At 68.3% G+C, this 22,009-nt stretch carries 25 protein-coding genes, 3 tRNA genes and 1 pseudogene; 10 read left to right on the top strand and 19 right to left on the bottom strand.

The features are described from left to right. Positions 1 to 103: 103 nt before the first annotated feature. Positions 104 to 466 carry a lipopolysaccharide assembly protein LapA domain-containing protein gene (locus ABGB19_RS17080; protein WP_347687137.1) on the top strand — a complete coding sequence of 121 codons (363 nt, stop codon included), beginning with the start codon at positions 104 to 106 and terminating at the stop codon, positions 464 to 466. On the opposite strand, the gene ABGB19_RS17075 is transcribed toward ABGB19_RS17080, so the two are convergent. Genes ABGB19_RS17075 through ABGB19_RS17065 form a run of 3 tightly spaced genes read right to left on the bottom strand, consistent with a single transcriptional unit; the run spans position 450 to position 3,084 of the window. Further along, positions 450 to 1,382, bottom strand: coding sequence for an alpha/beta hydrolase (locus tag ABGB19_RS17075; RefSeq protein ID WP_347687136.1), 933 nt, complete (start codon positions 1,380 to 1,382; stop codon positions 450 to 452). The two genes, ABGB19_RS17080 and ABGB19_RS17075, sit on opposite strands and share 17 nt — an antisense overlap. Before the next feature lies 1 nt (position 1,383). Next, on the bottom strand, positions 1,384 to 2,436 hold the full coding sequence (locus ABGB19_RS17070) for a phosphotransferase family protein (protein ID WP_347687135.1): 1,053 nt from the start codon (positions 2,434 to 2,436) through the stop codon (positions 1,384 to 1,386). A gap of 45 nt (positions 2,437 to 2,481) precedes the next feature. Further along, positions 2,482 to 3,084, bottom strand: a complete 603-nt coding sequence (locus ABGB19_RS17065) for a histidine phosphatase family protein (RefSeq protein WP_347687134.1) — start codon at positions 3,082 to 3,084, stop codon at positions 2,482 to 2,484. Positions 3,085 to 3,101: 17 nt separating this feature from the next. Between ABGB19_RS17065 and ABGB19_RS17060 the strand changes: the two genes are divergently transcribed. Beyond that, complete coding sequence (locus tag ABGB19_RS17060; protein WP_347687133.1) at positions 3,102 to 3,872, top strand: SDR family oxidoreductase; 771 nt, start codon at positions 3,102 to 3,104, stop codon at positions 3,870 to 3,872. Positions 3,873 to 3,890: 18 nt separating this feature from the next. Here the strand turns inward: ABGB19_RS17060 and ABGB19_RS17055 are convergent, their stop codons facing one another. The 4 genes and pseudogenes from ABGB19_RS17055 to ABGB19_RS17040 all read right to left on the bottom strand — a co-directional run bounded on the left by ABGB19_RS17055 (position 3,891) and on the right by ABGB19_RS17040 (position 8,269). After that, entirely contained in the window at positions 3,891 to 5,768 is a 1,878-nt protein-coding gene (locus tag ABGB19_RS17055) for an alkyl sulfatase dimerization domain-containing protein (RefSeq protein WP_347687132.1), read from the bottom strand. Between the two features lie 45 nt (positions 5,769 to 5,813). Beyond that, positions 5,814 to 6,647, bottom strand: coding sequence for an SDR family oxidoreductase (locus ABGB19_RS17050; protein ID WP_347687131.1), 834 nt, complete (start codon positions 6,645 to 6,647; stop codon positions 5,814 to 5,816). A 34-nt stretch (positions 6,648 to 6,681) separates the two neighbouring features. Then, positions 6,682 to 7,391, bottom strand: a pseudogene (locus ABGB19_RS17045) (NAD(P)-binding domain-containing protein). After that, positions 7,388 to 8,269 carry an NAD(P)-binding domain-containing protein gene (locus tag ABGB19_RS17040; RefSeq protein ID WP_347687130.1) on the bottom strand — a complete coding sequence of 294 codons (882 nt, stop codon included), beginning with the start codon at positions 8,267 to 8,269 and terminating at the stop codon, positions 7,388 to 7,390. Before ABGB19_RS17040 ends, ABGB19_RS17045 begins: the two are co-directional and overlap by 4 nt. Positions 8,270 to 8,358: 89 nt before the next feature. Here ABGB19_RS17040 and ABGB19_RS17035 point away from each other — a divergent pair, with 89 nt between their 5' ends. After that, complete coding sequence (locus tag ABGB19_RS17035) at positions 8,359 to 8,697, top strand: helix-turn-helix domain-containing protein (protein WP_347687129.1); 339 nt, start codon at positions 8,359 to 8,361, stop codon at positions 8,695 to 8,697. Here ABGB19_RS17035 and ABGB19_RS17030 read toward each other — a convergent pair. From ABGB19_RS17030 to ABGB19_RS17005, 6 genes are all read right to left on the bottom strand, one after another. After that, on the bottom strand, positions 8,694 to 9,107 hold the full coding sequence (locus tag ABGB19_RS17030; protein ID WP_347687228.1) for a hypothetical protein: 414 nt from the start codon (positions 9,105 to 9,107) through the stop codon (positions 8,694 to 8,696). The genes ABGB19_RS17035 and ABGB19_RS17030 overlap by 4 nt on opposite strands. Further along, positions 9,100 to 9,603 (bottom strand): metallophosphoesterase, encoded by a 504-nt coding sequence (locus ABGB19_RS17025; RefSeq protein WP_347687128.1) that lies wholly within the window; start codon positions 9,601 to 9,603, stop codon positions 9,100 to 9,102. Before ABGB19_RS17025 ends, ABGB19_RS17030 begins: the two co-directional genes overlap by 8 nt. 130 nt (positions 9,604 to 9,733) lie before the next feature. Further along, positions 9,734 to 10,867, bottom strand: a complete 1,134-nt coding sequence (locus tag ABGB19_RS17020; protein WP_347687127.1) for an adenylate/guanylate cyclase domain-containing protein — start codon at positions 10,865 to 10,867, stop codon at positions 9,734 to 9,736. A 2-nt stretch (positions 10,868 to 10,869) separates the two neighbouring features. Beyond that, entirely contained in the window at positions 10,870 to 11,373 is a 504-nt protein-coding gene (locus ABGB19_RS17015) for a universal stress protein (protein ID WP_347687126.1), read from the bottom strand. Positions 11,374 to 11,742: 369 nt separating this feature from the next. Next, positions 11,743 to 11,815, bottom strand: a tRNA-Arg gene (locus ABGB19_RS17010). A 49-nt stretch (positions 11,816 to 11,864) separates the two neighbouring features. Then, positions 11,865 to 11,953 (bottom strand) — tRNA-Ser (locus ABGB19_RS17005). 84 nt (positions 11,954 to 12,037) lie between these two features. On the opposite strand from ABGB19_RS17005, the gene ABGB19_RS17000 reads away from it, so the two are divergent. Both ABGB19_RS17000 and ABGB19_RS16995 read left to right on the top strand, forming a co-directional pair. After that, entirely contained in the window at positions 12,038 to 13,102 is a 1,065-nt protein-coding gene (locus ABGB19_RS17000; RefSeq protein WP_347687125.1) for a pyridoxal phosphate-dependent aminotransferase, read from the top strand. Further along, the gene (locus ABGB19_RS16995; protein ID WP_347687124.1) at positions 13,099 to 13,569 is read left to right on the top strand and encodes a DUF4334 domain-containing protein; all 471 of its coding nucleotides are present in this window, start codon (positions 13,099 to 13,101) and stop codon (positions 13,567 to 13,569) included. Before ABGB19_RS17000 ends, ABGB19_RS16995 begins: the two co-directional genes overlap by 4 nt. Positions 13,570 to 13,642: 73 nt before the next feature. Here ABGB19_RS16995 and ABGB19_RS16990 read toward each other — a convergent pair whose 3' ends face one another. After that, positions 13,643 to 14,224: a TIGR03086 family metal-binding protein gene (locus tag ABGB19_RS16990; protein ID WP_347687123.1), complete on the bottom strand. Its 582-nt coding sequence runs from the start codon at positions 14,222 to 14,224 to the stop codon at positions 13,643 to 13,645. Positions 14,225 to 14,265: 41 nt separating this feature from the next. Here ABGB19_RS16990 and ABGB19_RS16985 point away from each other — a divergent pair, with 41 nt between their 5' ends. Together ABGB19_RS16985 and ABGB19_RS16980 are read left to right on the top strand one after the other, a co-directional pair. Continuing rightward, positions 14,266 to 14,715: a hypothetical protein gene (locus ABGB19_RS16985; RefSeq protein ID WP_347687122.1), complete on the top strand. Its 450-nt coding sequence runs from the start codon at positions 14,266 to 14,268 to the stop codon at positions 14,713 to 14,715. Between the two features lie 18 nt (positions 14,716 to 14,733). Continuing rightward, positions 14,734 to 15,558, top strand: a complete 825-nt coding sequence (locus ABGB19_RS16980; protein ID WP_347687121.1) for a crotonase/enoyl-CoA hydratase family protein — start codon at positions 14,734 to 14,736, stop codon at positions 15,556 to 15,558. Here the strand turns inward: ABGB19_RS16980 and ABGB19_RS16975 are convergent. Next, positions 15,545 to 16,453, bottom strand: a complete 909-nt coding sequence (locus ABGB19_RS16975) for an NAD(P)-dependent oxidoreductase (protein ID WP_347687120.1) — start codon at positions 16,451 to 16,453, stop codon at positions 15,545 to 15,547. The genes ABGB19_RS16980 and ABGB19_RS16975 overlap by 14 nt on opposite strands. Continuing rightward, positions 16,453 to 16,863 carry a hypothetical protein gene (locus ABGB19_RS16970; protein ID WP_347687119.1) on the bottom strand — a complete coding sequence of 137 codons (411 nt, stop codon included), beginning with the start codon at positions 16,861 to 16,863 and terminating at the stop codon, positions 16,453 to 16,455. Before ABGB19_RS16970 ends, ABGB19_RS16975 begins: the two co-directional genes overlap by 1 nt. A gap of 46 nt (positions 16,864 to 16,909) precedes the next feature. Between ABGB19_RS16970 and ABGB19_RS16965 the strand changes: the two genes are divergently transcribed. Continuing rightward, a complete protein-coding gene (locus ABGB19_RS16965; RefSeq protein ID WP_347687118.1) occupies positions 16,910 to 18,301 on the top strand; it encodes a PLP-dependent aminotransferase family protein in 1,392 nt (463 codons plus the stop codon). A gap of 1 nt (position 18,302) precedes the next feature. Here ABGB19_RS16965 and ABGB19_RS16960 read toward each other — a convergent pair. Further along, a tRNA-Ser gene (locus tag ABGB19_RS16960) sits at positions 18,303 to 18,389 on the bottom strand. A gap of 44 nt (positions 18,390 to 18,433) precedes the next feature. Next, a complete protein-coding gene (locus ABGB19_RS16955; protein WP_347687117.1) occupies positions 18,434 to 18,946 on the bottom strand; it encodes a MarR family transcriptional regulator in 513 nt (170 codons plus the stop codon). 77 nt (positions 18,947 to 19,023) lie between these two features. On the opposite strand from ABGB19_RS16955, the gene ABGB19_RS16950 reads away from it, so the two are divergent. Next, the gene (locus ABGB19_RS16950; RefSeq protein ID WP_347687116.1) at positions 19,024 to 19,998 is read left to right on the top strand and encodes an NAD(P)H-quinone oxidoreductase; all 975 of its coding nucleotides are present in this window, start codon (positions 19,024 to 19,026) and stop codon (positions 19,996 to 19,998) included. A gap of 8 nt (positions 19,999 to 20,006) precedes the next feature. On the opposite strand, the gene ABGB19_RS16945 is transcribed toward ABGB19_RS16950, so the two are convergent. Beyond that, positions 20,007 to 21,203 (bottom strand): cysteine desulfurase-like protein, encoded by a 1,197-nt coding sequence (locus ABGB19_RS16945; RefSeq protein WP_347687115.1) that lies wholly within the window; start codon positions 21,201 to 21,203, stop codon positions 20,007 to 20,009. 302 nt (positions 21,204 to 21,505) lie between these two features. Between ABGB19_RS16945 and ABGB19_RS16940 the strand changes: the two genes are divergently transcribed. Next, a complete protein-coding gene (locus ABGB19_RS16940; protein WP_347687114.1) occupies positions 21,506 to 22,003 on the top strand; it encodes a bacterial proteasome activator family protein in 498 nt (165 codons plus the stop codon). The last annotated feature ends 6 nt before the right edge of the window (positions 22,004 to 22,009 follow it).

Raw genomic sequence — 22,009 nt, 5'->3', positions numbered from 1 at the left:
CTATCCACATCGCCGCAGCTACGCCCGGGTTTGTCTCGGCGTGAATCCGGTCGCGAACGCCAAAGGTGGTTTGTCGGGGACCGGAAGGGGCAAAGATGGACCCATGACCAGCGTCCCGCCGCCCGATCCGATTCCCGGCGAAGTGCCTGCGGTTCCGCTCGATCCGCCGCCCGGATCGGCAACGCCGACGCCCAAGCCCGAGTCCGCGGTCAAGTTCACCCGCGCCGCGGCGCTGTGGTCGGCCCTGGCCGCGGGCTTCGTCATCCTGATCATCCTGTTGGTGTTCATCATGCAGAACACCGATTCGATCTCCATCGACTTCTTCGGCTGGGAGTGGAATCTACCCCTGGGCGTGGCGATCCTGCTGTCGGCGGTGTGCGGCGGGCTGCTGACCTTCGCGGTCGGCGTCGCGCGCATCGTCCAGTTGCGCCGGGCCGCGAAGAAGAACCTCAAGGCCGGCTTGTAGCGCGGCGGATCTCGGCTGCCACCACGTCCGGGTGGCTGTACGGGATCATGTGGCTGCCCTCGACGGTCTTCAGCGCGGCACCGGGCAGCGTCTCGGCGAGTCGGCGCACGTGCTCGATGCCGACGAGTTGGTCGTCCTCGGCGCCGACGATCACCGACGGCGCCTCGATCCGGCCGACGTTCGCGTCGACCCACTCCGAGGTGGCGTCGAACTCCAGTTGGTCTGAGGCGAATGCGCGAAGGTTGCCCGGCGTCATGGTGACCGACAGCAGCCGCTGTTCATAGCCGGGGTCGACCGCTTGCGGCTCGAAGGCGTGCACCGCACCGGAGGTCGCCGAGACCCGCTTGATGAGGTCTCCCGCGACGGCGTCGATCACCGTGCCGACGATCGGTAGTTGGCTGAACTGGATGTAGCGGGCCTGCAGCAGATCCGGGGTCGCCGAGCGCATTCCGCCGGCACCCGGTGCGACGAGGACCATCCTGGCGACATCCTGCGGATAGCGTCGCGCGAGCGCCAGCACCACCGCGGCACCGAACGAATGTCCCACCAGCACGGCCGGGCCGAGCCGGCGCTTGGTCAGCAACTCGTGCACGACGTCGACCTGATCGGCGAACGGCAGCCAGCCGCCGCGGGACCACCCGAAGCCCGGCCGGTCGATCGAGATCACATGCAGCCCAGCAAGTTTCGGGAGGATCGGATCGAAGTCCCGATGGGTGCCCGGCAGACCGTGGATCATCACCACCGGGACGCCTCGTCCCGGGTGCTCGACGTAGTGGATCTGTCGGCTGTGCAGGCTGATGAACTCGCCGTCGGCCGCGGGCATCGGCGGCAGCTTCGCCCAGGTGTGGTTGACCACCGTCGACGCCACCAGCAGCACCACCAGCAGGCCGACGGTGACGCGGATCAGCCTGCGCATGTCAGCCCTTCAGCGCGCTGCGCCCCGCGGCGATCAACGGCGCGACCGCGTCGTCGACCATGGTGACGAAGTCGGGCGCCGTGCCGCCCACCCGGCCGCGATAGGCGATGCCGGCGGCGATGATGGCCAGCTTGAAGTACGCCAGCCCCATATAGAACTCCCAGTGGTCCAGCGGCTGACCCGATGCCACCGAATAGCGCTGCGCGAGTTCGTCGGCGGACGGGATCAGCGGTGAGGCCCATGCGGCGTCGGCGTGCACGAGGTTGAACATCGGGTGGCGGTAGACGCACATCAGGGCGGCGTCGCTGATGGGGTCGCCCAGCGTCGACATCTCCCAGTCGAGCACCGCCAGCACCTTGGTGCCGTCGTTGGCGTCGAGCATCGTGTTGTCGATGCGGTAGTCGCCGTGCACGATCGAACTACGGCTCTGCGCCGGAATCGCTTCGCCCAGCGCCACGTGCAGCCCCTTGACGTCGGCGTCGCGTTCGTCGTCCTCGCGGCGCACCAGTTCCCACTGGCCACCCCAGCGCTTGACCTGGCGCTCGAGGTAACCGGTGGGTTTGCCGAAGTCGCCGAGGCCGACCTCCTCCGGATCGATTGCGTGCAGGTCGGCGAGGACCTTGATCAGGGCGTCGACGCAGGCGTCGACGGCGTCCTTGCCGCCGAGCGCCTCCAGGTCCTTGGCATGGCGGACGACGCGGCCCGGCACGTACTCGACCATCTGGAACGGCGCGCCGAGCACGGAGTCGTCGTTGCGCATGGTCACCGCGCGGGCGACCGGGACCGCGGTGTTCTGCAGCGCAGCGACGACGCGGTATTCGCGCGCCATGTCGTGGGCCGACGGCGTCAGGCCGTGCAGCGGCGGGCGGCGCAGCACCCACTTGGAGGCGTCGTCGGCCACCAGGAACGTCAGATTGGACCGGCCGCCGGAGATCAACTCGGCGCGCAGGTCGCCCGAGCGGGCGATGCCCTCCGAGCGCAGATGACGGTCCAGGGCGTCGAGGTCGAGCCCTTCCAGCCGGGCGGGATCGGGCGGGCGCGGCACAGCGGTCATTCGCAAATGTCTACCACTCGTCGGATGGGCGGTTCGCGCAAGCGCTCACCACTGCTGATTCCGCGGCAGCAGGTCCCATACGTGCTCGGTCGAGTTGACGCCCGCCACGAAGAACTTCTCCTGGCGCGACGACCACAGCAGCCGGGTGATGCCCGCGTAGTCGACCTGCACACACAGCAGCCGCTCGGTGCCCATGACGTCGTGGACCAGCGCGTTGATGACGCCACCGTGGCTGAACAGCGCGACGGTGTCCCCGCGGTCGGCGTTGGACACGATGTCCTCGACGCCCGCCTTGACGCGGTCGACGAACGCCGGCTGGTCCACCCCGCTGGGCAGGTGGCCCGCCGCCAGGCGCTTCATGTCGGCTTCGGAGATCTCCTCGACCGGGGTGTAGTGCGACAGGTCGCGGTCGTACTCGGCGAGGCGGTCGTCGACGTCGATCGGCAGGCCGAGCGCGGCGGCGACGGGCTCGGCCGTCTGCACGGCGCGCAGTTGAGGACTGCTAACCAGGCGGGAGATCGGGAACCGGGCCAGCGCGTCGGGCAGGCGTTTGGCCTGTTCGATGCCGTCCTCGGAGAGGTGCGGGTCCGAGCCCTGACCCGGTTCGCTGCGGAGGGGTAGCGCATGTCTGATGATGAGCAACTGCACCGTGCCACCATATGGCGGTGACTTCTCGCGGGTACGCCGACGAACTGTTCGACCTGACCGACCGGGTGGTGCTGGTCACCGGCGGCAGCCGCGGCCTGGGTAAGGAGATGGCGATGGCCGCCGCGCGCTGCGGCGCCGATGTGATCATCGCCAGCCGCAAGTACGACTCGTGTGTGGCCACCGCCGAGGAGATCGCCGCCGCGACCGGCCGCGCCACCTTCCCGTATCAGGTGCACGTGGGCCGGTGGGACGAGCTCGACGGGCTGGTCGAGGCGACCTACGAACGGTTCGGCAAGGTCGACGTGCTGATCAACAACGCCGGCATGTCGCCGCTGTACGAGTCGCTGCCGTCGGTGACGGAGAAGCTGTTCGACGCGGTGGTGAACCTCAACCTCAAGGGGCCGTTCCGGTTGTCGACTCTCGTCGGCGAGCGCATGGTCGCCGACGGCGGCGGGTCGATCATCAACGTCAGCTCGAGCGGATCGCGGCGGCCCAAGCCCGAGCAGCTGCCCTACTCGGCGGCCAAGGCGGGGCTCAACGCGCTGACCGAAGGGCTGGCGTTGGCCTACGGGCCGACGGTTCGGGTCAACACGCTGATGCCCGGCCCGTTCCTCACCGACATCAGCAAGGCGTGGGACATCCCGGCGACGACGAAGGGCGCGCAGCACTTCGCGCTGAAGCGGCTCGGCGAGCCGCACGAGATCATCGGCGCCGCATTGTATCTGGCGTCCGACGCGTCGAGTTATACGTCGGGCTCGATCATCCGGGTCGACGGCGGCATCCCCTGAGTTTTGCGCGCCGAGTGGCTACGGCGTGACGATGTTGAAGCTTGGGTCGGGACGGTCGAGCGCGCCGATCAGCGACTGCAGCGCGGCGGCGTCGCCGCCGATCTCCAGGCCCGGTGAGTCGTTGTCGCCCGCCGCGAGCGCCAGCAGCCGCAGCTTGTCGGCGAGCCGGACGGTCGCGTGCGCGGTGGTCTCATCCACGGCGGCCGTCCGGTAGACCAGCACGCCGTTGCGCAGAGTCAGCCGGTAATTGGTGGCGGTGTCGAGGAACGTGATGTCGACGGCCAGATCCAGATCCCACGCGCGCGGGCCGTTCACGTTGATCGCGAACGTGTCGAACATCTGCTCGGGCGTCAGCTGGGCAAGCAGGGTCGTCGACGTAGTCTGCGCGGGGGTGCCGAAGTTGCCGTCGCGCAGTTCGGTGGCTCCCGAGAGGAAGAAGTTGCGCCAGACGGCGTTCTCGGCGCCGTAGGCCAGCTGCTCGAGGGTGTCGGCGTAGAGCTCGCGGGCGCCCGGGTGGCTCTCGTCGGTGAAGATCGCGTGATCGAGTAATGTCGCCGCCCAACGGAAGTCGCCGTGGTCGAAGGCCTGTTGCGCGATCTCGACCACCCGGTCGATGCCGCCGATCGCCTCGACGTAGCGCGGCCCGATGGCTTCGGGCGGGTGCGCCCACAACCGGCCGGGGTTGCCGTCGAACCAGCCCATGTAGCGCTGATAGACGGCCTTGACGTTGTGACTCACCGAGCCGTAGTAACCGTGCGCGTGCCACGCCCTGTCCAGCGCCGGCGGCAGATCAAACGTCTCGGCGATCTCGATGCCGGTGTAGCCCTGGTTCAGCTGCCGCAGCGTCTGGTCGTGCAGGTAGGCGTAGAGATCCCGTTGCAGCGCGAGGTATTCCACGATGTTGTCGCGCCCCCACGTCGGCCAGTGATGCGAGGCGAACACGACGTCGGCGCGGTCGGCGAACGTGTCGATGGCTTCGGTCAGGTAACCGGCCCAGCCGTGGGGGTCGCGTACCAGGGCCCCGCGCAGCGTGAGCAGGTTGTGCAGGTTGTGGGTCGCGTTCTCGGCCATGCACAGCGCGCGGAACTTCGGGAAGTAGAAGTGCATCTCGGCCGGTGCCTCGGTGCCGGGGGCCATCTGGAACTCGATCTCGACACCGTCGATGGTGTGCGTCTCGCCGGTGCGCCGGATGTCCAGTGTGGGGACGAGCAGCGCGACCTCCCCCGCCGACCCGACCTGTCCGAGCCCGCAGCCGACCTGGCCCTGCGGTCCGCGCGCCAGCACCGCCCCGTACATGTAGCCGGCGCGGCGGGCCATCGCGGTGCCCGCGTACACGTTTTCCTGGACCGCGTGTTCGGTGAAGTGCTCCGGGGCGATGATGACGACGCGGCCGGCGTCGACGTCGGCCTGGGTCGTGACGCCGAGCACGCCGCCGAAATGGTCGACGTGGCTGTGCGTGTAGATGACCGCCGTGACCGCCCGGTCGCCGCGGTGCTGACGGTAGAGCGCCAGCGCGGCTGCGGCGGTCTCGGTGGAGATCAGCGGGTCGATGACGATGACGCCGGTGTCGCCCTCGATGAAGCTGATGTTCGACAGGTCGAGGCCGCGAACCTGGTAGACGCCCTCGACCACCTCGTAGAGACCCTGTTTGGCGCACAGTTGGCTCTGCCGCCACAGGCTGGGGTGCACCGAGGTGGGTGCCTCGCCGGCCAGGAACGCATACGCGTCGTTGTCCCAGACGACGCGGCCGTCGGCGGCCTTGACCACGCAAGGACTCAGTGCGCCAAGGAATCCGCGGTCGGCGTCGGCGAAGTCGGCGGTGTCGTCGAACGGCAGTGCGGTCAGGTGCTCGCGGTGGGCGGTCTCGATGACGGCGGTGGGCGGCTTCGGCTCCATGGCGACACGATATTCACGATCGCGGCGGCGCGTAGTGGTCTTAGGTCACGAGCTTCGGGCGCGGTCCTCGTAATCGCGGCGCGCCTCGGTGCCCGCGGCGTCGGCGAAGATCCGGTCGGCCCGCAGCGCACGGGTGACGGCTTCGCTCAGCCTCAACGGCAGCCGTTTGGTGACGGCCATCATCACCCCCGCCTGGCGGGTGACCGTCAGACGCGGTTTCGGCTTGGCGATGAGAGCGGCTATGCCCGAGGCGATGTCGTCGGGTTCGGCGTTGCGCATCCCCGGCATGCCGGCCACACCGTCGATCATCGCGGTGTTCGTCAACGTCGGCAGCACCACGGACGCCGTCACCCCCGTGCCCCGCAGCTCCAGCCGTGCCGTGTCGGTGTATCCGACCACCGCGTGCTTGGTCGCGCAATAGGTGGCGATACCGGGCACGGCGTTGATGCCAGCCAGGGAGGCGATGTTGATGATGTGTCCCCTGCGCCGCTTCACCATCCGGTCGGCGGCGAGCTTCGTGCCGAGGATGACACCGAAGGTGTTGATGGCGAACGTGCGCTGTGTGACGTCGTCGGGCTCGTCGGCGAACGGGCCGGTGGGGCACACGCCCGCGTTGTTGATCAGCACGTCGACCGGCCCGACTTCTCGTTCGACATCGTCGAGGAACGCGGTGAACGACTGCCGGTCGGTGACGTCGAGGCGGGCGTGGAACGCGATATCGAGATCGGTGCCTGCGGCCTTGACCGCCACCTCGTCGATGTCACCGATCGCGACCCGCGCCCCCAGCCGGTGCAGCGTTCTCGCCGTCGCGTAGCCGATGCCGCGCGCGCCGCCGGTGATCGCGACGACCTTGCCGTCGACGGTCTCCGCCCGTGCCATGTCCGCCCCATTTCTCCTCGGCGAGAAGCGCAGACTAACTCCGGCCGTTCGTCACCGCCGCTATACGGCTGATATCGTCGGCGCCCTGCCCGGCTGCGACCACGGCGTCGACGTGATCCCGGAACACCTCGAGCATCCCGGCGTCGACGCCGGCATCCTGCGACGCCGCGATCAGGTGCCGGATCGAGGCCGCGACCGATGACACCGGGGCGCCGGCCAGAACAGGTCGAGCAGCGACATGTCGTACGCCGCGGCACGGCCGTGGTCTTCGCCGAGCCAGGTCGGCGAGCCGAGGGCCGCGAGTACGTCGCGGTGTGCCTCGAAGAGGTGCTCGGGACCGGCGAAAAGGATGCTGGCGTTTTCGGTTCCGATCGTGTCCGTTGGCGTCATGATCGCGCCGTCGAGGTAGCGGCCGCCTGCGTCGGCGACGAGCTTGGCGGTCTGGCGCGCCCGGTCCGGGGTATCGGAGCTCAGGCCGACAATGGTGTGGCCGTCGACGGCGTCGCCCGCAGCGATCAGCAGTTCGTCCACCACTTCGTGGTCGACGACGTTGATCAGCGTCAGGTCGCCGACGCGGATGGCGTCGGCGGGGCCGGCGGCCCATACCGCGCCGCAGGCGCGTACGACGTCCGCCTTCGCCTCGGTGCGGTTCCACACAGTCGTGCGATAGCTGTGGTCCAGAAGGGCGGTCGAAAGCGCTTGTCCCATCGGGCCGAGGCCGAGCACCGTGACGGTGGCCGTCATGCCGCCACCTCCGCACGCTTGATGCTCTCGATCATCCGCGCGACGCCGTCGGCGCCGTGGCCGGCGTCGATCTGCCGGTGGATCAGCCGCTGGACCACGTCGACCAGTTCGGTGCTGATGCCCTGCGCGCGACTGGCCGCCACGATGTCGCTGATGTCGGAGAACTCCAGGCTCTGCTGGCCGGGTACCGAGTAGTCGCCGCCGTCGATGACGTCCGCGTACTCCACGACCGCGGGCACCACCGCGCGCAGCCAGTCCACCGCGCGTACGGCGAACTCCTTGGCGGGCACACCGGAGGCGCCGACCATCGCAGCACCGTGGAAGAAGCCGGCGAACATCACGTACATCGCCGACAGCAGCGCCAGATCCCACACCGACGCCATCCCTGCGTCGTCACCGAAATACTCCGCGCCACCCCATGTTTCGAGCAACCGACGGTGCTCGTCGTAGAGCCGGCGGGAACCGCTGTAGAGGACGCTGGACTCGGCGGTGCCGATCATCTCCGGCGTCGCCATGATGCCGCCGTCGAGATAGTCCGCGCCGGCCTTCGCCGCCCACTGTGCGAGTTCGCGTGCTCCGTCCGGCGACGTGGTGGTCACGTTGAGGACCCGGCGACCCCCGAGCTGGCCCGCGAGCGGGTCGAGCACCTCATGGACTGAGCGGTGATCGAACAGGCACACGACGATCAACTCCGAAGCGTCGACGGCCTCTGCTGCCGTGCCGACCACGCGGGCGCCCGCCTCACCGAATTCCGCTGCCCTGCCGGGGCTGCGGTTCCAGACCGTCGTGGGATAACCCGCCGCGAGCGCGGCTCGGGCAAGCGCCGATCCCATGTCACCGAGGCCCAGGAAACTGACCGCCTGCTGTGTCGTTGTCATGAGACCATCGTGTAGTCGACACGAACTTTTCGGCAAGTACCCACTTGATAGTGCGATACTTTCCTAACCGAAAGTAATGGAGGTGAGCAGTGGCTTCGTTGGGCAAGTTCACCTGCGGGCTGGACGCTGCGATGGCCGTGGTGGACGGGAAGTGGAAGCCGCTCATCCTCTGGGAGTTGCAGGACGGCCCCAAGCGGTTCAACGCCCTGCACCGCAGCCTCAACGGGATATCGCAGAAGATGCTGACGCAACACCTCAAGGAGTTGCAGCGCCACGGCGTCGTGCACCGCGAGAGTTACCACGAGGTGCCGCCGCGGGTGGAGTACTCGATGTCCACGGCTGGCGAGGAGCTGCTGGAAGCGCTTGGCCCGCTGGGTGATTGGGCTACCAGACACATCGAGCTGATCTGTGCCGCGGAGGTCGGCTAGCCCTGGTGCTCGGCCAGCCACGCCTCGGCCCGGCGGCGCGACGCACGCGACAGCCAGGCGTCCTGAATGAGCTCGGTCAATTCCGTCCTGCTGATCTCGGGTAATCGGCTGGCACGCACGAGAACCGACGGGTGGCCGTCGAATCGGTCGGTGGTGAAGAACGGCGATGCGGGGTCCTGGATGAGCGCCAGCTTGTCCATCTCCGACTCCACCCAGATCATGATCACGTCGGCATAGCGCTCGCCGGTCTCGGGATCCTCGGCATCGGGTTGAGGCGTGCGGAAGAACACGAACGACTTCCCGCCGACCTGATAGATCGCGTTGCCCTTGGGCCCCTCGATGCGCTTGGTGTGCGGCATGGCGCAGGCGATCTCGTGAACGTCGGCCACCCGCGCAGCCCGCTCACGCATGGCGGTCCACCGCATGCAGCACCACGTCGCACAGCGCGGCGTCGTGCACCGTTGCCGTCATGTAGGTGCAGTGCGGCTGGCGGCGCCGGTCGGTCGGCGAGCCCGGATTCAGCAGCCGCAAGCCGGATTTCGCTGTGGTGTCCCACGGGATGTGGCTGTGGCCGAACACCAGCACGTCGGTGTCGGGGTACTGCCTGGCCATCCGCGCCTCACGCCCGGCGGCCGCGCCGGTCTCGTGCACGACGGTGAAGCGCAGGCCTGCGAGCGTCACGTCGTTGCGTTCGGGCAGCCGCCGTCGCAGTTCGGCGCCGTCGTTGTTGCCCCAGCACGCCACCAGCCGCTTGGCGCGAGCCTCGACGCTGTGGAGCAGCGCGGGTTCCACCCAGTCGCCGGCGTGCACGACAACGTCGGCTGTCGACACCTCGTCCCACACACGCGCGGGCAGATCTCTGGCGCGCTTGGGAACATGCGTATCGGCGATGAGCAGGAGCCGCACACTTGCCAATTTAGCCGCGTCAGCCGGCGGGTTTGCGTCCAGCAGGGTGGTTTCCGGAACGATGAAGTACGAATATGTCGGCATCCGTGCCCAAGAACGTGTGGTCAACACACCCTCGGGTGACGGAGCTTTACCTGGACTCAGTAGTGGCGCGGCTTACCTGGAAGAGCGTTACTTCACCCCGTACACCTTTGAGGTGACGTGTGCCGGCGGGGATCCACGTGAAAGAAGCTGAGCCGGCAGATTGGCGCACCGACTCCGCGGCCAGCACGGTGCCGGGGCGTGCGACTGCGGTAATACGGCTGGCCACATTGACCGGCTTGCCGAACCAGTCACCGGCGCGGCTGACTGCCTTCCCCGCCGCAACGCCGACCCGCAGCCTCGGCAATCCCTCCTCTGCCGCGAGGTCCACCAATTCGAGGGCTGTCCTCAGCAGCGGATCGGGTTCAGGGCACACGAACATGACGGCGTCGCCGATCGTCTTGATGAATCGAACCGGGCCGCTTTCCAATTCATGGGCAAGTGAGGTGAGACGCCTGGCCACATGCTCGAGTTCCTCGGGAGGAAGCACCTCTCCCAAGCGAGTGAAACCGGTGAGGTCGGCGAATGCCACCGCAACTGTTCGAGCGCCGGGGAGTTTCCCGGCTGACAGCTCGGCGGCGCTCACCCACTCCGTTTCGAACGTGTGGCGTAGCTGGAGCATGAGCATGCCAACAACAAGTGGGCCAAGCTGCGGCGCGGCGAGCTCTGCCATCCGCTCAGCCGCCTGAGCCAACTCAGTTTCGCTGGCGCCGGGTTTCACCCAGATCTTGAAACCAGCCTCGCGCATCGTCGCCGCAGTACGGCGCAGCCCGTCGGACAGCACGCGCACCACGGCCACCGCATCATCGGGCTCAGCGCCGAAGTCGATCAGAGTTTTCGCTCGGGCGGCGGCCTCCACGTCAGCTCTCGGCAGAACGGCGGCATCGGGATTCTCTGTTCGGGGCAGGCCGGCCGCTCGTTGCAGACGCTGTAAGAGATCCAGATCGATGCCGGTCGATTCGCAGATCTGACGGGCAGACACCAGAGTGCCATCGTCGCCCAAGACTCGGTACGAAGGCAGCAGCATGGGGGCCGCGCGCGACGCGCGGATCTGTTCCGTGCTGAAGCCGCGACCGAGCAACCAGTCAATGAGCTCTGCGCGGTCCTGGCGTGCCTTTCCCTCAAGGCCGTCGAGCAGACCCGACGCCTCGATGTCGACTCCCACCCCCACAGTGCCAGCCATCCTCAGTCTGCGGTATGGACGATCAGAACGTCGGTCTTGGCCCTGCGCAAGACTTTGCCGGGCACCGAGCCCAGCCACTTGTCGATGCGCGTGTCCAATCCGACGTCGCCAACCACTAACAGATCGGCCTTGACTTCCTTGGCGAAGTGAGAAAGCGCCTGTGCTGGACCGCCCAGAACACCCTCCCGAACCGGTCGCACCTCGATATTCTTCGCCCCGGCCGCCCTGGCCCGGGAGCGGGCCTCCTGCAGGATCGCGTATATCGGGGCCATCCCGTGCACCTTGAAGTCCCCCTCGCCCCCGAGGGTGACCTCGGCGCGGCCATCAATCACACGATCCGGCCGGGCCGGCCTTCCCCAGCCTCCCCTGTCCACGTTCGGCAAGTGCGCCATCGCGATGATCAACGTCGCATCGTCTCTCGCTGCGCAAGCTGCCGCGTGTTCCACCGCACGGAACGATGTGTCCGAGCCGTCGGTGCCGACCACCACGGTCTGATAGGCGCTCATTTCCTTCCCCCGTGTAAAGCCCGACGGCGAGATCGTCACCGAGCATGAAACGGACTGGCGACGGACTGATCGGAGTGCTGTCCGTCTTGCCGTTGGCGGCGCTCGACCCCGACGACCATCGCCGTCCCACTTCGTATTGACCAAGGCGTAAACGATCAAACGCCGTCTTGTCGCCGCCCGCATCGATGGTTGCCGCCCATGAACACCCAAACGAAACCGGGGCCGGTTCCGCGCGCATCGAGTTCCGGCAAGTCGCACGCGACTGCGAGAACGCGTCCACGAAGCCGGTAGCGGAGCAGAAGTGTCAGGAAAGGATCAACTGATGGGCGTGTCAGACTCGCCGCGCAGAGGGTTTCCACAAATGTTGAGCGCGCCCGAAGGGATTCGAACCCCTAACCTTCTGATCCGTAGTCAGATGCTCTATCCGTTGAGCTACGGGCGCATGGTCGATCTTCAGTTTTCAGTTGTCCGGCTGACGTTGTCAGCCGCTGCGGAGGCGAGAGGATTTGAACCTCCGGTCCCCTGTAAGGGGGACAACTCATTAGCAGTGAGTCCCATTCGGCCGCTCTGGCACGCCTCCCGAACGTTTACCGCCGATCCGACAGAGTACACATCGGCAATGGCACCAGGCAAAGCGCAGGTGGGTGCCCCATAGACTGGTTCTGTGACTGTCCGGTTGCGCCCCGAAATGGCCGACCTGCCCGCTTACACGCCGGGCAGGACGGTTCCCGGCGCAATCAAGATCGCGAGCAACGAGACGGTCCAGGGTCCGTTGCCGAGCGTGCGCGCCGCGATCGCGCGGGCCACCGACACGATCAATCGCTACCCCGACAACGGCTACGTCGAACTCAGGGAGCGGTTGGCCAAGCACGTGGGCAACGGGGCCTTCGCCCCGGAGCACATCTCGGTCGGTTGCGGGTCGGTCAGCCTGTGCCAGCAGTTGATCCAGATCGCCGCCACCGTCGGCGACGAGGTGCTGTTCGCGTGGCGCAGCTTCGAGATCTACCCGCTCCAGGTCCGCACCGCCGGAGCGACGCCCGTGCAGGTACCGCTGACCGATCACACCCACGACCTCGACGCGATGCTCGCCGCGATCACCGACCGCACGCGGCTGATCTTCGTGTGCAATCCGAACAACCCCACCAGCACCGTCGTCGAACCCGACGCGCTGGCCCGGTTCGTCGCGGCGGTGCCACCGCACATCCTGATCGCCATCGACGAGGCCTACGTCGAGTACATCCGCGAACCGCTGCTGCCCGACAGCTTGGCGCTGGTCCGCGCGCACAGCAATGTCGTTGTGCTGCGGACGTTTTCGAAGGCGTACGGATTGGCCGGGCTGCGCGTCGGCTACGCGATCGGTGATCCGGACGTCATCACCGCGTTGAGCAAGGTGTACGTCCCGTTCACCGCGACCAGCGTGTCGCAGGCCGCCGCGATCGCCTCGCTGGACGCCGCCGACGAGCTGCTGGCGCGCACCGACGCCGTCGTCGCCGAACGCACGCGGATCACCGGGGCGCTGCGCGACGCCGGATATACCGTGCCGGACTCGCAGGCCAATTTCGTCTGGCTGCCGCTGCCCGGCCGCGCCCAGGAGTTCGCCGAGGCCTCAGCGGACAACCGCATCATCGTCCGCCCCTACGGCGACGACGGCGTGCGTGTCACCGTGGCCGCGCCGCACGAGAACGACGCCTTCATCGAGTTCGCCCGCCGCTGGAAAGGAAACGCATGACCTCGACGCGCACCGCCCGGGAGACGTTCACCGATCTCAAGGAGCGCACGCAGCAGATCTCCGACACCGAGCTCGACGAATTCTGGGCCACGCTTCAGCCGGCCACCATCGAGTTTATGCTCGGCGAGTGGAAGGGCGGCGAGTTCCACACCGGCCACAAAGCCAACGGGTTCATGGAACGTCTCAATTGGTTCGGCAAGACCTTCCACTCGGCCGCCGACGCCAAACCGCTGGTGTGCCTGGACGCCGACGGCAACAAGTTCTCCAACACCGAGGCGATGAATGGCGAGGCGAGCCTCTGGATGGAGGAGTTCCGCGGCGAGGTCGTCGCCTCGATGGTCTACGACGGCGCCCCGGTGCACGACCATTTCAAGGTCGTCGACGAGAACGCCGTCGTCGGCATCATGAACGGCAAGGGCGCCCTCGACGAGGGCAGGCACCTGTACTTCTACCTCGAGCGGCTCTGAGCGCTCGCGAGATCAACACCAGGGTCGTGCATTGGGTGGAATCAACGGCCCTGGTGTACGCCTCGCGAAGTGCCTAGGAGGGCTGGCGGCCGGTGTATGCCAGCAGACGGTCCAGCGCGGCCGCGTTGTCGGGCACTTCGATCGGAGCGTCGAAGCCGACGTTGACGCGGCCCTCCGGGGTGATGATCTTGCGCGCCAGGCCGAGCACGTAGTCGGACAGCGACTCCGGCGCGCTCACCTCGCGACCGACCGCCGCCGCGTAATCCCACGCGTGCACCAGGAACTCGAGCGACAGGATGCCGATCATCACCTTGGCGGGCACCTCGTTGCCGCCGAAGGCGACGGTGCCGTCGAGCCCGCGTCGCTGCCACGCGTCCAGCGCCGGTCGCGCCGCGGTCACGATCTGCTGCTCCACCGACGAGTCCCGGTCGCGCTCACCGAACTCGGCGCCGGCCATCCCGCCGATGGTGGTGATCGAGTTCATCAGGTGATCGGTCAGCGCCGCGACGTCGAACTCCCGGCAGGCGGTCTGCTTGTGCAGATCGTCGGCGGCCAGGCCGTGCAGCACGTGCTGTAAGACCGCGAACGACCTCTCGGCGCTGCGCAGCTCGTCGGTCGGCGGTGAATCCGGTCCTGCTCGCAAGTCGTCGGGCATGAGCCCCACGCTACGTCGCACTTGGGCATATCGTTGCCGGGATGAAGACGCGCGTTCGGGTGACGGCAGCGGCGCTGCTCCTTCTTGGCGTGACCGCATGCCAGCAGACCACCGAGGGGTCGGTCGCGATGACCACCGAGCCGGGGCCGCCGCTGACGTCCTCGCCGACGACGTCACGCTCGCCGTCCTCGCCCACCATCCCGGGTCTGCCGACCATCCCGGGCCTGCCCGACATCCAGATACCGGGCCTGCCGAACACCGACGTGCCCGAGGTGCCCGCACCGCCGAACGCGACGACCATGTCGTGCAGCGAGTACAACGACCTCGACGACGCGACGAAGCTGGCCGTCATCCGCGCGATCATCGCCGGGGAGACCAACCCGCCCGGACCGGAGGGCGAGCTGGCCGCGCTGCTCATGGCCGACGCGATGTGCCAGTTCATGCCCGACGCCGAGGTCAACGAGGTGGTCATCGGAATCCCCGGCGGGTGAGTCGCTAGCCTCTTGCTCATGGCCGATACGTACGAATCCGTCACCGTCGACATCAAAGACCACGTCGCGCAGGTGACGCTGATCGGTCCCGGGAAGGGCAACGCCATGGGGCCCGCCTTCTGGGCGGAGATGCCCGAGGTGTTCGCCAAGCTGGACGCCGACCGCGAGGTGCGGGCGATCGTGCTGACCGGATCGGGCAAGAACTTCAGCTACGGCCTCGACCTGCTTGCGATGGGCGGCTCGCTGTCAGACGTGCTGGCCGAGGGCGCGACGGCCCGCCCGCGCGCGGACTTCCACGCCACGATCCTGCGGATGCAGGGCGCCATCAACGCCGTCGCCGACTGCCGCACCCCGACTATCGCGTCGGTGCACGGCTGGTGCATCGGCGGCGGCGTCGACCTGATCTCGGCCGTCGACATCCGCTACGCCAGCGCCGACGCGAAGTTCTCCGTCCGCGAGGTCAAGATCGCCATCGTCGCCGACGTGGGCAGCCTGGCGCGGCTGCCGCTGATCCTGTCCGACGGCCATCTGCGGGAACTGGCGTTGACGGGCAAGGACATCGACGCAGCGCGGGCCGAGAAGATCGGCCTGGTCAACGACGTCTACGCCGACGCCGACGCATCGCTGGCCGCCGCGCACGAGACCGCGGCCAAGATCGCCGCCAATCCGCCGCTGGTGGTCAACGGCGTCAAGGACGTGCTCGACCAGCAGCGCATCGCCCGCGTGTCGGAGTCGCTGCGCTACGTCGCCGCGTGGAACGCCGCGTTCCTGCCGAGCAAGGACCTGACCGAGGGCCTCAAGGCGACGTTCGAGAAGCGGCCGCCGCAGTTCACCGGGGAATAGGCGTCCAGCCGAGTTCGGCCTTGGCCTTGGCGTTGGACAGCGGTAGCCACGTGGTGCCGAACGCCGTCGCCGCGTACGGCAGCGCCAGGCGCGCCAGCCGGGGCGACAGCGGCAGCGGACGCGGTCGGCCCAGCTTCGCGGACAGCTCCCGGACGTAGTCGCCGAACGACTGCGGCCGGTCGTCGACGATGTTGTAGATCTGGCCACCGCGCCCGCGCTCGAGCGCATCGGACGTCGCGGTCGCGACGTCGTCGATGTGCACCCACGACACGATGCCGCCGCCGGTCATCGCCGGGACGGCCCACCACTTCGCCAAGCGGGTGATCAGCTCGTCATGCGGTACGCCGGGACCGTAGAAAGCGCCGTAGCGCAACACGATTCCCTCGGTGTCGGTGGTCTCACCCGACGTCAGCACCGTCTGCTCCATGCTGCGCAGCGCCGCGAGCATCGCCTCCCCGCCCTTCGGCGGCGGTCCCGGATAGGGATCGGTCTCGTCGATCGACGGGGGACCACTCGTCGGATAGCCGTAGGCGAAGATCACCGACTCGGCGACCACCCGGCGCACGGCGGCCCGTTGGGCGGCGCGGACCAAATTCGGTGCGCCGCGGCCCCACAGTTCGCGGGCGGGCTCGAAGTCCTTATAGCGCAACGGTCCCCACTTCGGCAGGGTGGTCAGCAGCGACACCACCACCTCCGGCCCGACGTCGGCGACGACCTTGTCGATCTGATCGGCGTCGAAGACGTCCGCCACGACCGGCCTGGCGCCCGCGGCCGCGATGTCGGCGGTCTTGCCCGCCGATCTCGTCAGCCCGACGACGTCGTGACCCCGGCCAAGCAGTTCGCGCAGCAGCGGCAGTCCCGGGACGCTGGTCGCGCCCGCGACCAGGACGCGCATCAGCGTCTCCGCTCGGCGGTCATGGCGGCGCGCAACGCGAGCGCGAGGATCGCGGTGGTGACGACGAGGCCGCCCGCCTCCAGCCAACCGACCCAATCGCCCGCGGCGTGATGCGGGTCGACGAGGTGACTGGCCGAGTGCATGGCCCAGTGCAGCGTCGCGAAGGCCAGCGCCGGGACACGCCACGACGGCCAGCGCACCGCCGCCAGCAGCAGCAACCCCTGCGGCACCTCGAAGGACGCGTTGTCGAAGATGTAGTGGTCGTTGCGGACCCCGAAGGCGCCGAGGGTGTCGAAAAACGTTCCGGGAGCGACGATCATGAACAGCCCGATGGCGAGGGCGTAGATGCCGAACACGACGAGGGTCACCTCGACGAATCCGGCTCTTGTGCGCGTCGGCGTAGTTGTCATACGGTCACGCTAATTCGTCACTGGCCTCAAGATAGGCACCACTTCGATGGCTCTTTCGGGTACCACTTCAGGACCAGAACTGCTGGTTGAAATCGACCGCTCCGGTGCGCAACCCCTGCACCGCCAACTCGTCAACGGGTTGCGCGAGGCCATCCGGACGGGCCGGCTCACACCGCAGACCCGGCTACCGTCGACGCGGGTACTGGCCGCCGATCTCGGAGTGTCCCGACGACTGGTGGTCGACGCCTATGGCCAACTCGTCGCCGAGGGTTTCCTGCTCGGCAGGCACGGGTCGGGCACCGTGGTCGCCACCGTGGATACCGCCACGGCCACGGCGCCGGCCACCGGTGCCATCGATGAAACGCCGCGGTACGACGTCGACTTCCAACCGGGCTCGCCGGATCTGCACAGCTTCCCCCGGCACGCCTGGCTGCGCGCACTGCGGCAGGGCCTGGCCGAGATCGGGTCCGATGCGCTCGGGTACGTCGCGCCGCAGGGCCTGCTCGCGGCCCGCGTCGCGGTCGCCGACTACCTGCGCCGAGCCCGCGGGGTGCACGCCGACCCGCAGCACATCGTGTTGTGCACGGGGGCGACGCAGGCGGTCGCGCTGCTGGCGCAGTCGCTGCGCCCGGCGCCGCTGGCGATGGAGGACCCGGGCTTCTGGCTGCACCGAATGGTGCTGCGGCACAACGGCATCGACCCGATTCCGGTGCCGATCGACGGCGACGGCATCGACGTCGCAGCGCTAGCGGACAGCGGCGCCGAGGCGGTGTTGACCACACCGGCGCATCAGTCCCCGACCGGTGTGGTGCTCTCGGCCGCGCGCCGCGCCGCGTTGACCGACTGGGCGCGCGGCGGTCATCTGGTCATCGAGGACGACTACGACGCGGAGTACCGCTACGACCGCGCGCCCGTCGGTGCGCTGCAGGGCATCGCACCCGACCGCGTGGTGTACCTGGGGTCGACCAGCAAGACCTTGGCGCCCGGCCTGCGCATCGGCTGGATGGCGCTGCCCCCGCACCTGGTGGGCGCGGTCACGTGGGCGAAGGGGCTCGCAGACACGGGGAGTTCGGTGATGGATCAGTTGGCGTTCGCACACCTGCTGTCGGCGGGCGGATACGACCGGCATCTGCGCCAGATGCGTCGCCGCTACCTGGCCCGCCGCAATGCGCTGCTGCGGGCGCTGGCGCGTTACCTGCCGCAGGCGACGGTGCTCGGCGCGGCCGCCGGCGTCCATCTGACCGTGCGGTTTCCCGACGGGTTCGCGGTCGACGAACTGGTGCGGCGGGCAGCGGAGCGCGGGGTCCGCGTCGAGGCGCTGGCGCCGTGCTACGCCGACCCCGCGTCCGCACCGCCCGGCCTGCTGTTGGGTTACGCGAATCTCACCGAGTCGCAGATCGTTTCGGGCGTGCAGGCGTTGGCGCGGGCGATCGACTGAGCGGTGGCGGAGGGATTTGAACCCCCGGACGGTGTTAGCCGTCTCTCGCTTTCAAGGCGAGTGCATTAGGCCGCTCTGCCACGCCACCGCCGACAAGAGTACGGCCCGGGGGTCGCGTGGACGCGACGAGCGTCAGACGCGGCCGACCTTGGCGTTCGGCGCCCCGCTCTTCAGCGCGACGCTGATCCGCCTGCAGCTGTCGCCCATCGCCGCCACCTGCGGACGCGACAGCCTGCCGAGGAAGTGCGCCCGCACCCCGTCGCCGTAGGTGGTCATCGCGGTGCGCACCGCCTTCCTACCGTCGTCGGTGATGCTGGCCAGCACGCCGCGGCCGTCGTCCGGGCTGGCACCGCGACGCACCAGTCCCTGCAACTCGAGCCGGCGTATCTGCCTGGTGACCCTGCTCGGCAGCGACATCAGCCCCTCGGCGAGATCCCCCATTCGCGCCGAGCCGGTCGCGGATTTGTCCAGCATGTCGAGCAGCCGCACATCGTTGAGCGTCAGATGATGCGCATCGACCAGCGACCGGTTCAAGGTCGCGTACAACCTCAGCGCCGAGTCCAAGAAATTTTGCCACGAGCGCTGTTCAGCGATGTCCAACCCCGGCATATCACTAGCGGTACGCCCCGAAATGATCCCCTCCATGCGGTCATAGTAAACACCAGAAAGATTGCTGTGACGGATTTCGTCAGACTCTTTTCGCAGGCTGTAGCGTTATTTGAATGCATGCGATCGTGGCGGAGCCGCAAGGCCGGCTGAACTGGCGCGAAGTTCCCGATGCGACGCCTTCCGACGGTGACGTGCTGATCGAGGTGACAACCGCCGGGGTGAACCGGGCCGATTTGCTGCAGGCGGCGGGCAAGTACCCGCCACCGCCCGGCGCGAGCGACATCCTCGGCCTGGAGGTGTCGGGCACGGTGGCCGCCGTGGGCGGTGGCGTGACGAACTGGACCGTCGGGCAACCTGTGTGCGCGTTACTGGCGGGCGGGGGTTACGCCGAGTACGTCGCGGTTCCCGCCGGACAGGTGATGCCGGTGCCGGAGTCGGTGACGCCGCACGAAGCCGCCGCACTCCCCGAGGTCTCCTGCACCGTGTGGTCGAACCTGGTCATGACGGCTGGACTGCGGGCCGGACAGTTGGTGTTGATCCACGGTGGCGCCAGCGGCATCGGCACCCACGGCATCCAGGTGGTTCGCGCGCTCGGCAGCCGCGTCGCGGCGACCGCCGGCTCGCAGCACAAGCTCGACCTGTGCGCCGAGTTGGGCGCCGATCTGACGATCAACTACCGCGACGAGGATTTCGTCGAGCGGATCCGGGCCGAGGGTGGCGCCGACGTGATCCTCGACATCATGGGAGCGGCGTACCTGGACCGCAATGTCGACGCGCTCGCCGTCGATGGGCGACTGGTCGTCATCGGGATGCAGGGCGGCGTGAAGGCCGAACTCAACCTCGGCAAGCTGCTGGGCAAGCGCGCCGGCGTCATCGCCACCGCCCTGCGGTCGCGCCCGGTCAGCGGGCCGGGGAGCAAGAGTGACATCGTCGCCGAGGTGGTCGCCAATGTGTGGCCGATGATCGAGAGCGGCCAGGTGCGTCCGATCATCGGCGCCGAATTCCCCGTCGCAGAGGCGCGCGCCGCACACGAGCTGTTGGGGTCCGGCGAGGTCGCGGGCAAAGTCCTTCTGCGCGTTGCCGATTGAGGCCGAAGTCAGCCCAGCGACGCGAGAGCGCGAACCAGCTGGTCGACCTCGGCGGCGGTGGTGTAGTGCGCGAGGCCGACGGTGACGGCGCCGCCGATGTCGTTGACCCCGATGACGTCGAGCACCCGCGAGCTCGCGTTGGAGATGGCCAGGATGCCGTTGTCGGCCAGGCGCTGCACGACCCGCTCGGCGGGCACGTCGCTGACCGCGAAGCTCAGCACCGGAATTCGCGCCTCCGGCCTGCCGATCACCATGACCGTCGACAACGAGCGCAGCGAGATCAACAGGTAGTCGAACAGCCGGTTCATGTACGAGCTCGCCGATTGCATTGACACCGCGAGCCTTTCGCGTCGGGTGCCCTGAGCCGACTCGTCCAGCGAGGCCAGGTACTCGATGCTGGCCACCGCGCCGGCGAGCAAACCGAACTGATGCGCGCCGATCTCCAAGCGCGCCGGGCCCGTGGCGTAGGGGTTCAGCGACACCGAGCCGAACGTGTCGATGATCGACGGGTCGCGGAAGACGAGGGCGCCGATCGGCGGGCCACCCCAGGCCAGCGCGTTGACCGCGACCACGTCCGCGTCGATGTCGTCGATGTCGATCAACTGGTACGGCGCGGCCGCGGAGTGGTCGACGACCACCATCGCGCCGAGGTCGTGCGCCAGCTTGGTCACCGCACGCAGGTCCGTGACGGTGCCCAGGGTCGCGGAGGCCGACGTGATCGCGACCAGCCGGGTCGGCCGGGTGATCAGGTTCTCCCACTGCCAGTTCGGCAGTTCGCCGGTCTCGATGTCGACCTCGGCCCACTTCACCTTGGCGCCGTACCGGTTCGCCGCCCGCAGCCACGGGGCGATGTTGGCCTCGTCGTCGAGCCGGGTCACCACGATCTCGTAGCCGAGCCCGACCCGCGACGACGACGCGTCTGCCAGCGAGGTCAGCAGAATCGCGCGGTCCGCGCCGAGCACCACGCCGCGCGGGTCGGCGTTGACCAGATCGGCCACCGCCTGACGGGCGGCCTCGAGCACCGCCGCGCTGCGCTGCGCCGAGGGATGGGGACCCATCGGGGTGGGCATCGAGCCACGGAAGGCGGTCGACACCGCCCGACCGACCGTGTCGGGCAGCAACATGCCGCTCTGGGCGTCGAAACGCACCCAGCCGTCGCCCAGGGACGGGTGCAGGCCCCGCACCCGGGCGACGTCGTATGCCATGCCAGTCCACCTTAGAGCGTCTGTGAAGTGCACAAACCGACACGATTCCGGCCGTTCCGGCCCTGACCCGCCGTGCCGGACTGGGTCATCTGGGCAGCCATACTAGTCCAGTGAGCTTCGGGTTCGGAGGGCTAATCGGACCGTCGTTGCTGGTGACCCGGTGGTGCGCAGGGTTGTCCCACTCGACGGACTAGTGTCGCTAGGTGGTTCGCGATCGTGGGTGACGATCGACGACGACGGCCGGCCCACATCCACGGCCCGCATCGACGAATGGCGCGCAGATTAGAGGGAACGCACGAGCAATGACCGACGACGACAACATCGAGATCATCAGCGGCGATGAGGCCGAGGGCGACGAGCAGAGCGACGGCAAGTCGCTGACCGACCTCGTCGAGCAGCCAGCCAAGGTGATGCGGATCGGGACCATGATCAAGCAGCTGCTCGAAGAGGTCCGGGCCGCTCCGCTCGACGAGGCCAGCCGTAACCGGCTGCGGGAGATCCACCGCACCAGCATCCGCGAACTCGAGGACGGCCTGGCTCCGGAACTGCGCGAGGAGCTCGAGCGGCTCACCCTGCCCTTCACCGAGGACGGGGTGCCGTCCGACGCCGAGTTGCGCATCGCCCAGGCCCAGCTGGTCGGCTGGCTCGAGGGGCTCTTCCACGGCATCCAGACCGCCCTGTTCGCCCAGCAGATGGCCGCGCGCCAGCAGCTCGAGCAGATGCGGGGGCAGGGCGCGCTGCCGCCCGGCGTCGCGATGCGAGGCGGCCCCGGGCAACACGGGACCGGCCAGTACCTGTAGGAGCTG

It is taken from the genome of Mycobacterium sp. B14F4, assembly GCF_039871645.1.
In the GTDB taxonomy this organism is placed as follows: domain Bacteria; phylum Actinomycetota; class Actinomycetes; order Mycobacteriales; family Mycobacteriaceae; genus Mycobacterium.
This window is presented reverse-complemented; position numbering and strand designations above follow the sequence as displayed.

Coding starts and splice junctions, on each gene's coding strand:
- ABGB19_RS16980 (WP_347687121.1), top strand. CDS start 14,734: ATGGCCGATACGTACGAATCCGTCACCGTCGACATCAAAGACCACGTC.
- ABGB19_RS16985 (WP_347687122.1), top strand. CDS start 14,266: ATGAAGACGCGCGTTCGGGTGACGGCAGCGGCGCTGCTCCTTCTTGGC.
- ABGB19_RS17055 (WP_347687132.1), bottom strand. CDS start 5,768: ATGGAGCCGAAGCCGCCCACCGCCGTCATCGAGACCGCCCACCGCGAG.
- ABGB19_RS16975 (WP_347687120.1), bottom strand. CDS start 16,453: ATGCGCGTCCTGGTCGCGGGCGCGACCAGCGTCCCGGGACTGCCGCTG.
- ABGB19_RS17075 (WP_347687136.1), bottom strand. CDS start 1,382: ATGCGCAGGCTGATCCGCGTCACCGTCGGCCTGCTGGTGGTGCTGCTG.
- ABGB19_RS16945 (WP_347687115.1), bottom strand. CDS start 21,203: ATGGCATACGACGTCGCCCGGGTGCGGGGCCTGCACCCGTCCCTGGGC.
- ABGB19_RS17030 (WP_347687228.1), bottom strand. CDS start 9,107: ATGCGTGAGCGGGCTGCGCGGGTGGCCGACGTTCACGAGATCGCCTGC.
- ABGB19_RS16965 (WP_347687118.1), top strand. CDS start 16,910: ATGGCTCTTTCGGGTACCACTTCAGGACCAGAACTGCTGGTTGAAATC.
- ABGB19_RS16995 (WP_347687124.1), top strand. CDS start 13,099: ATGACCTCGACGCGCACCGCCCGGGAGACGTTCACCGATCTCAAGGAG.
- ABGB19_RS16970 (WP_347687119.1), bottom strand. CDS start 16,863: ATGACAACTACGCCGACGCGCACAAGAGCCGGATTCGTCGAGGTGACC.
- ABGB19_RS17040 (WP_347687130.1), bottom strand. CDS start 8,269: ATGACAACGACACAGCAGGCGGTCAGTTTCCTGGGCCTCGGTGACATG.
- ABGB19_RS17020 (WP_347687127.1), bottom strand. CDS start 10,867: ATGGCTGGCACTGTGGGGGTGGGAGTCGACATCGAGGCGTCGGGTCTG.
- ABGB19_RS16950 (WP_347687116.1), top strand. CDS start 19,024: ATGCATGCGATCGTGGCGGAGCCGCAAGGCCGGCTGAACTGGCGCGAA.
- ABGB19_RS16990 (WP_347687123.1), bottom strand. CDS start 14,224: ATGCCCGACGACTTGCGAGCAGGACCGGATTCACCGCCGACCGACGAG.
- ABGB19_RS16940 (WP_347687114.1), top strand. CDS start 21,506: ATGACCGACGACGACAACATCGAGATCATCAGCGGCGATGAGGCCGAG.
- ABGB19_RS16955 (WP_347687117.1), bottom strand. CDS start 18,946: ATGGAGGGGATCATTTCGGGGCGTACCGCTAGTGATATGCCGGGGTTG.
- ABGB19_RS17050 (WP_347687131.1), bottom strand. CDS start 6,647: ATGGCACGGGCGGAGACCGTCGACGGCAAGGTCGTCGCGATCACCGGC.
- ABGB19_RS17070 (WP_347687135.1), bottom strand. CDS start 2,436: ATGACCGCTGTGCCGCGCCCGCCCGATCCCGCCCGGCTGGAAGGGCTC.
- ABGB19_RS17080 (WP_347687137.1), top strand. CDS start 104: ATGACCAGCGTCCCGCCGCCCGATCCGATTCCCGGCGAAGTGCCTGCG.
- ABGB19_RS17015 (WP_347687126.1), bottom strand. CDS start 11,373: ATGAGCGCCTATCAGACCGTGGTGGTCGGCACCGACGGCTCGGACACA.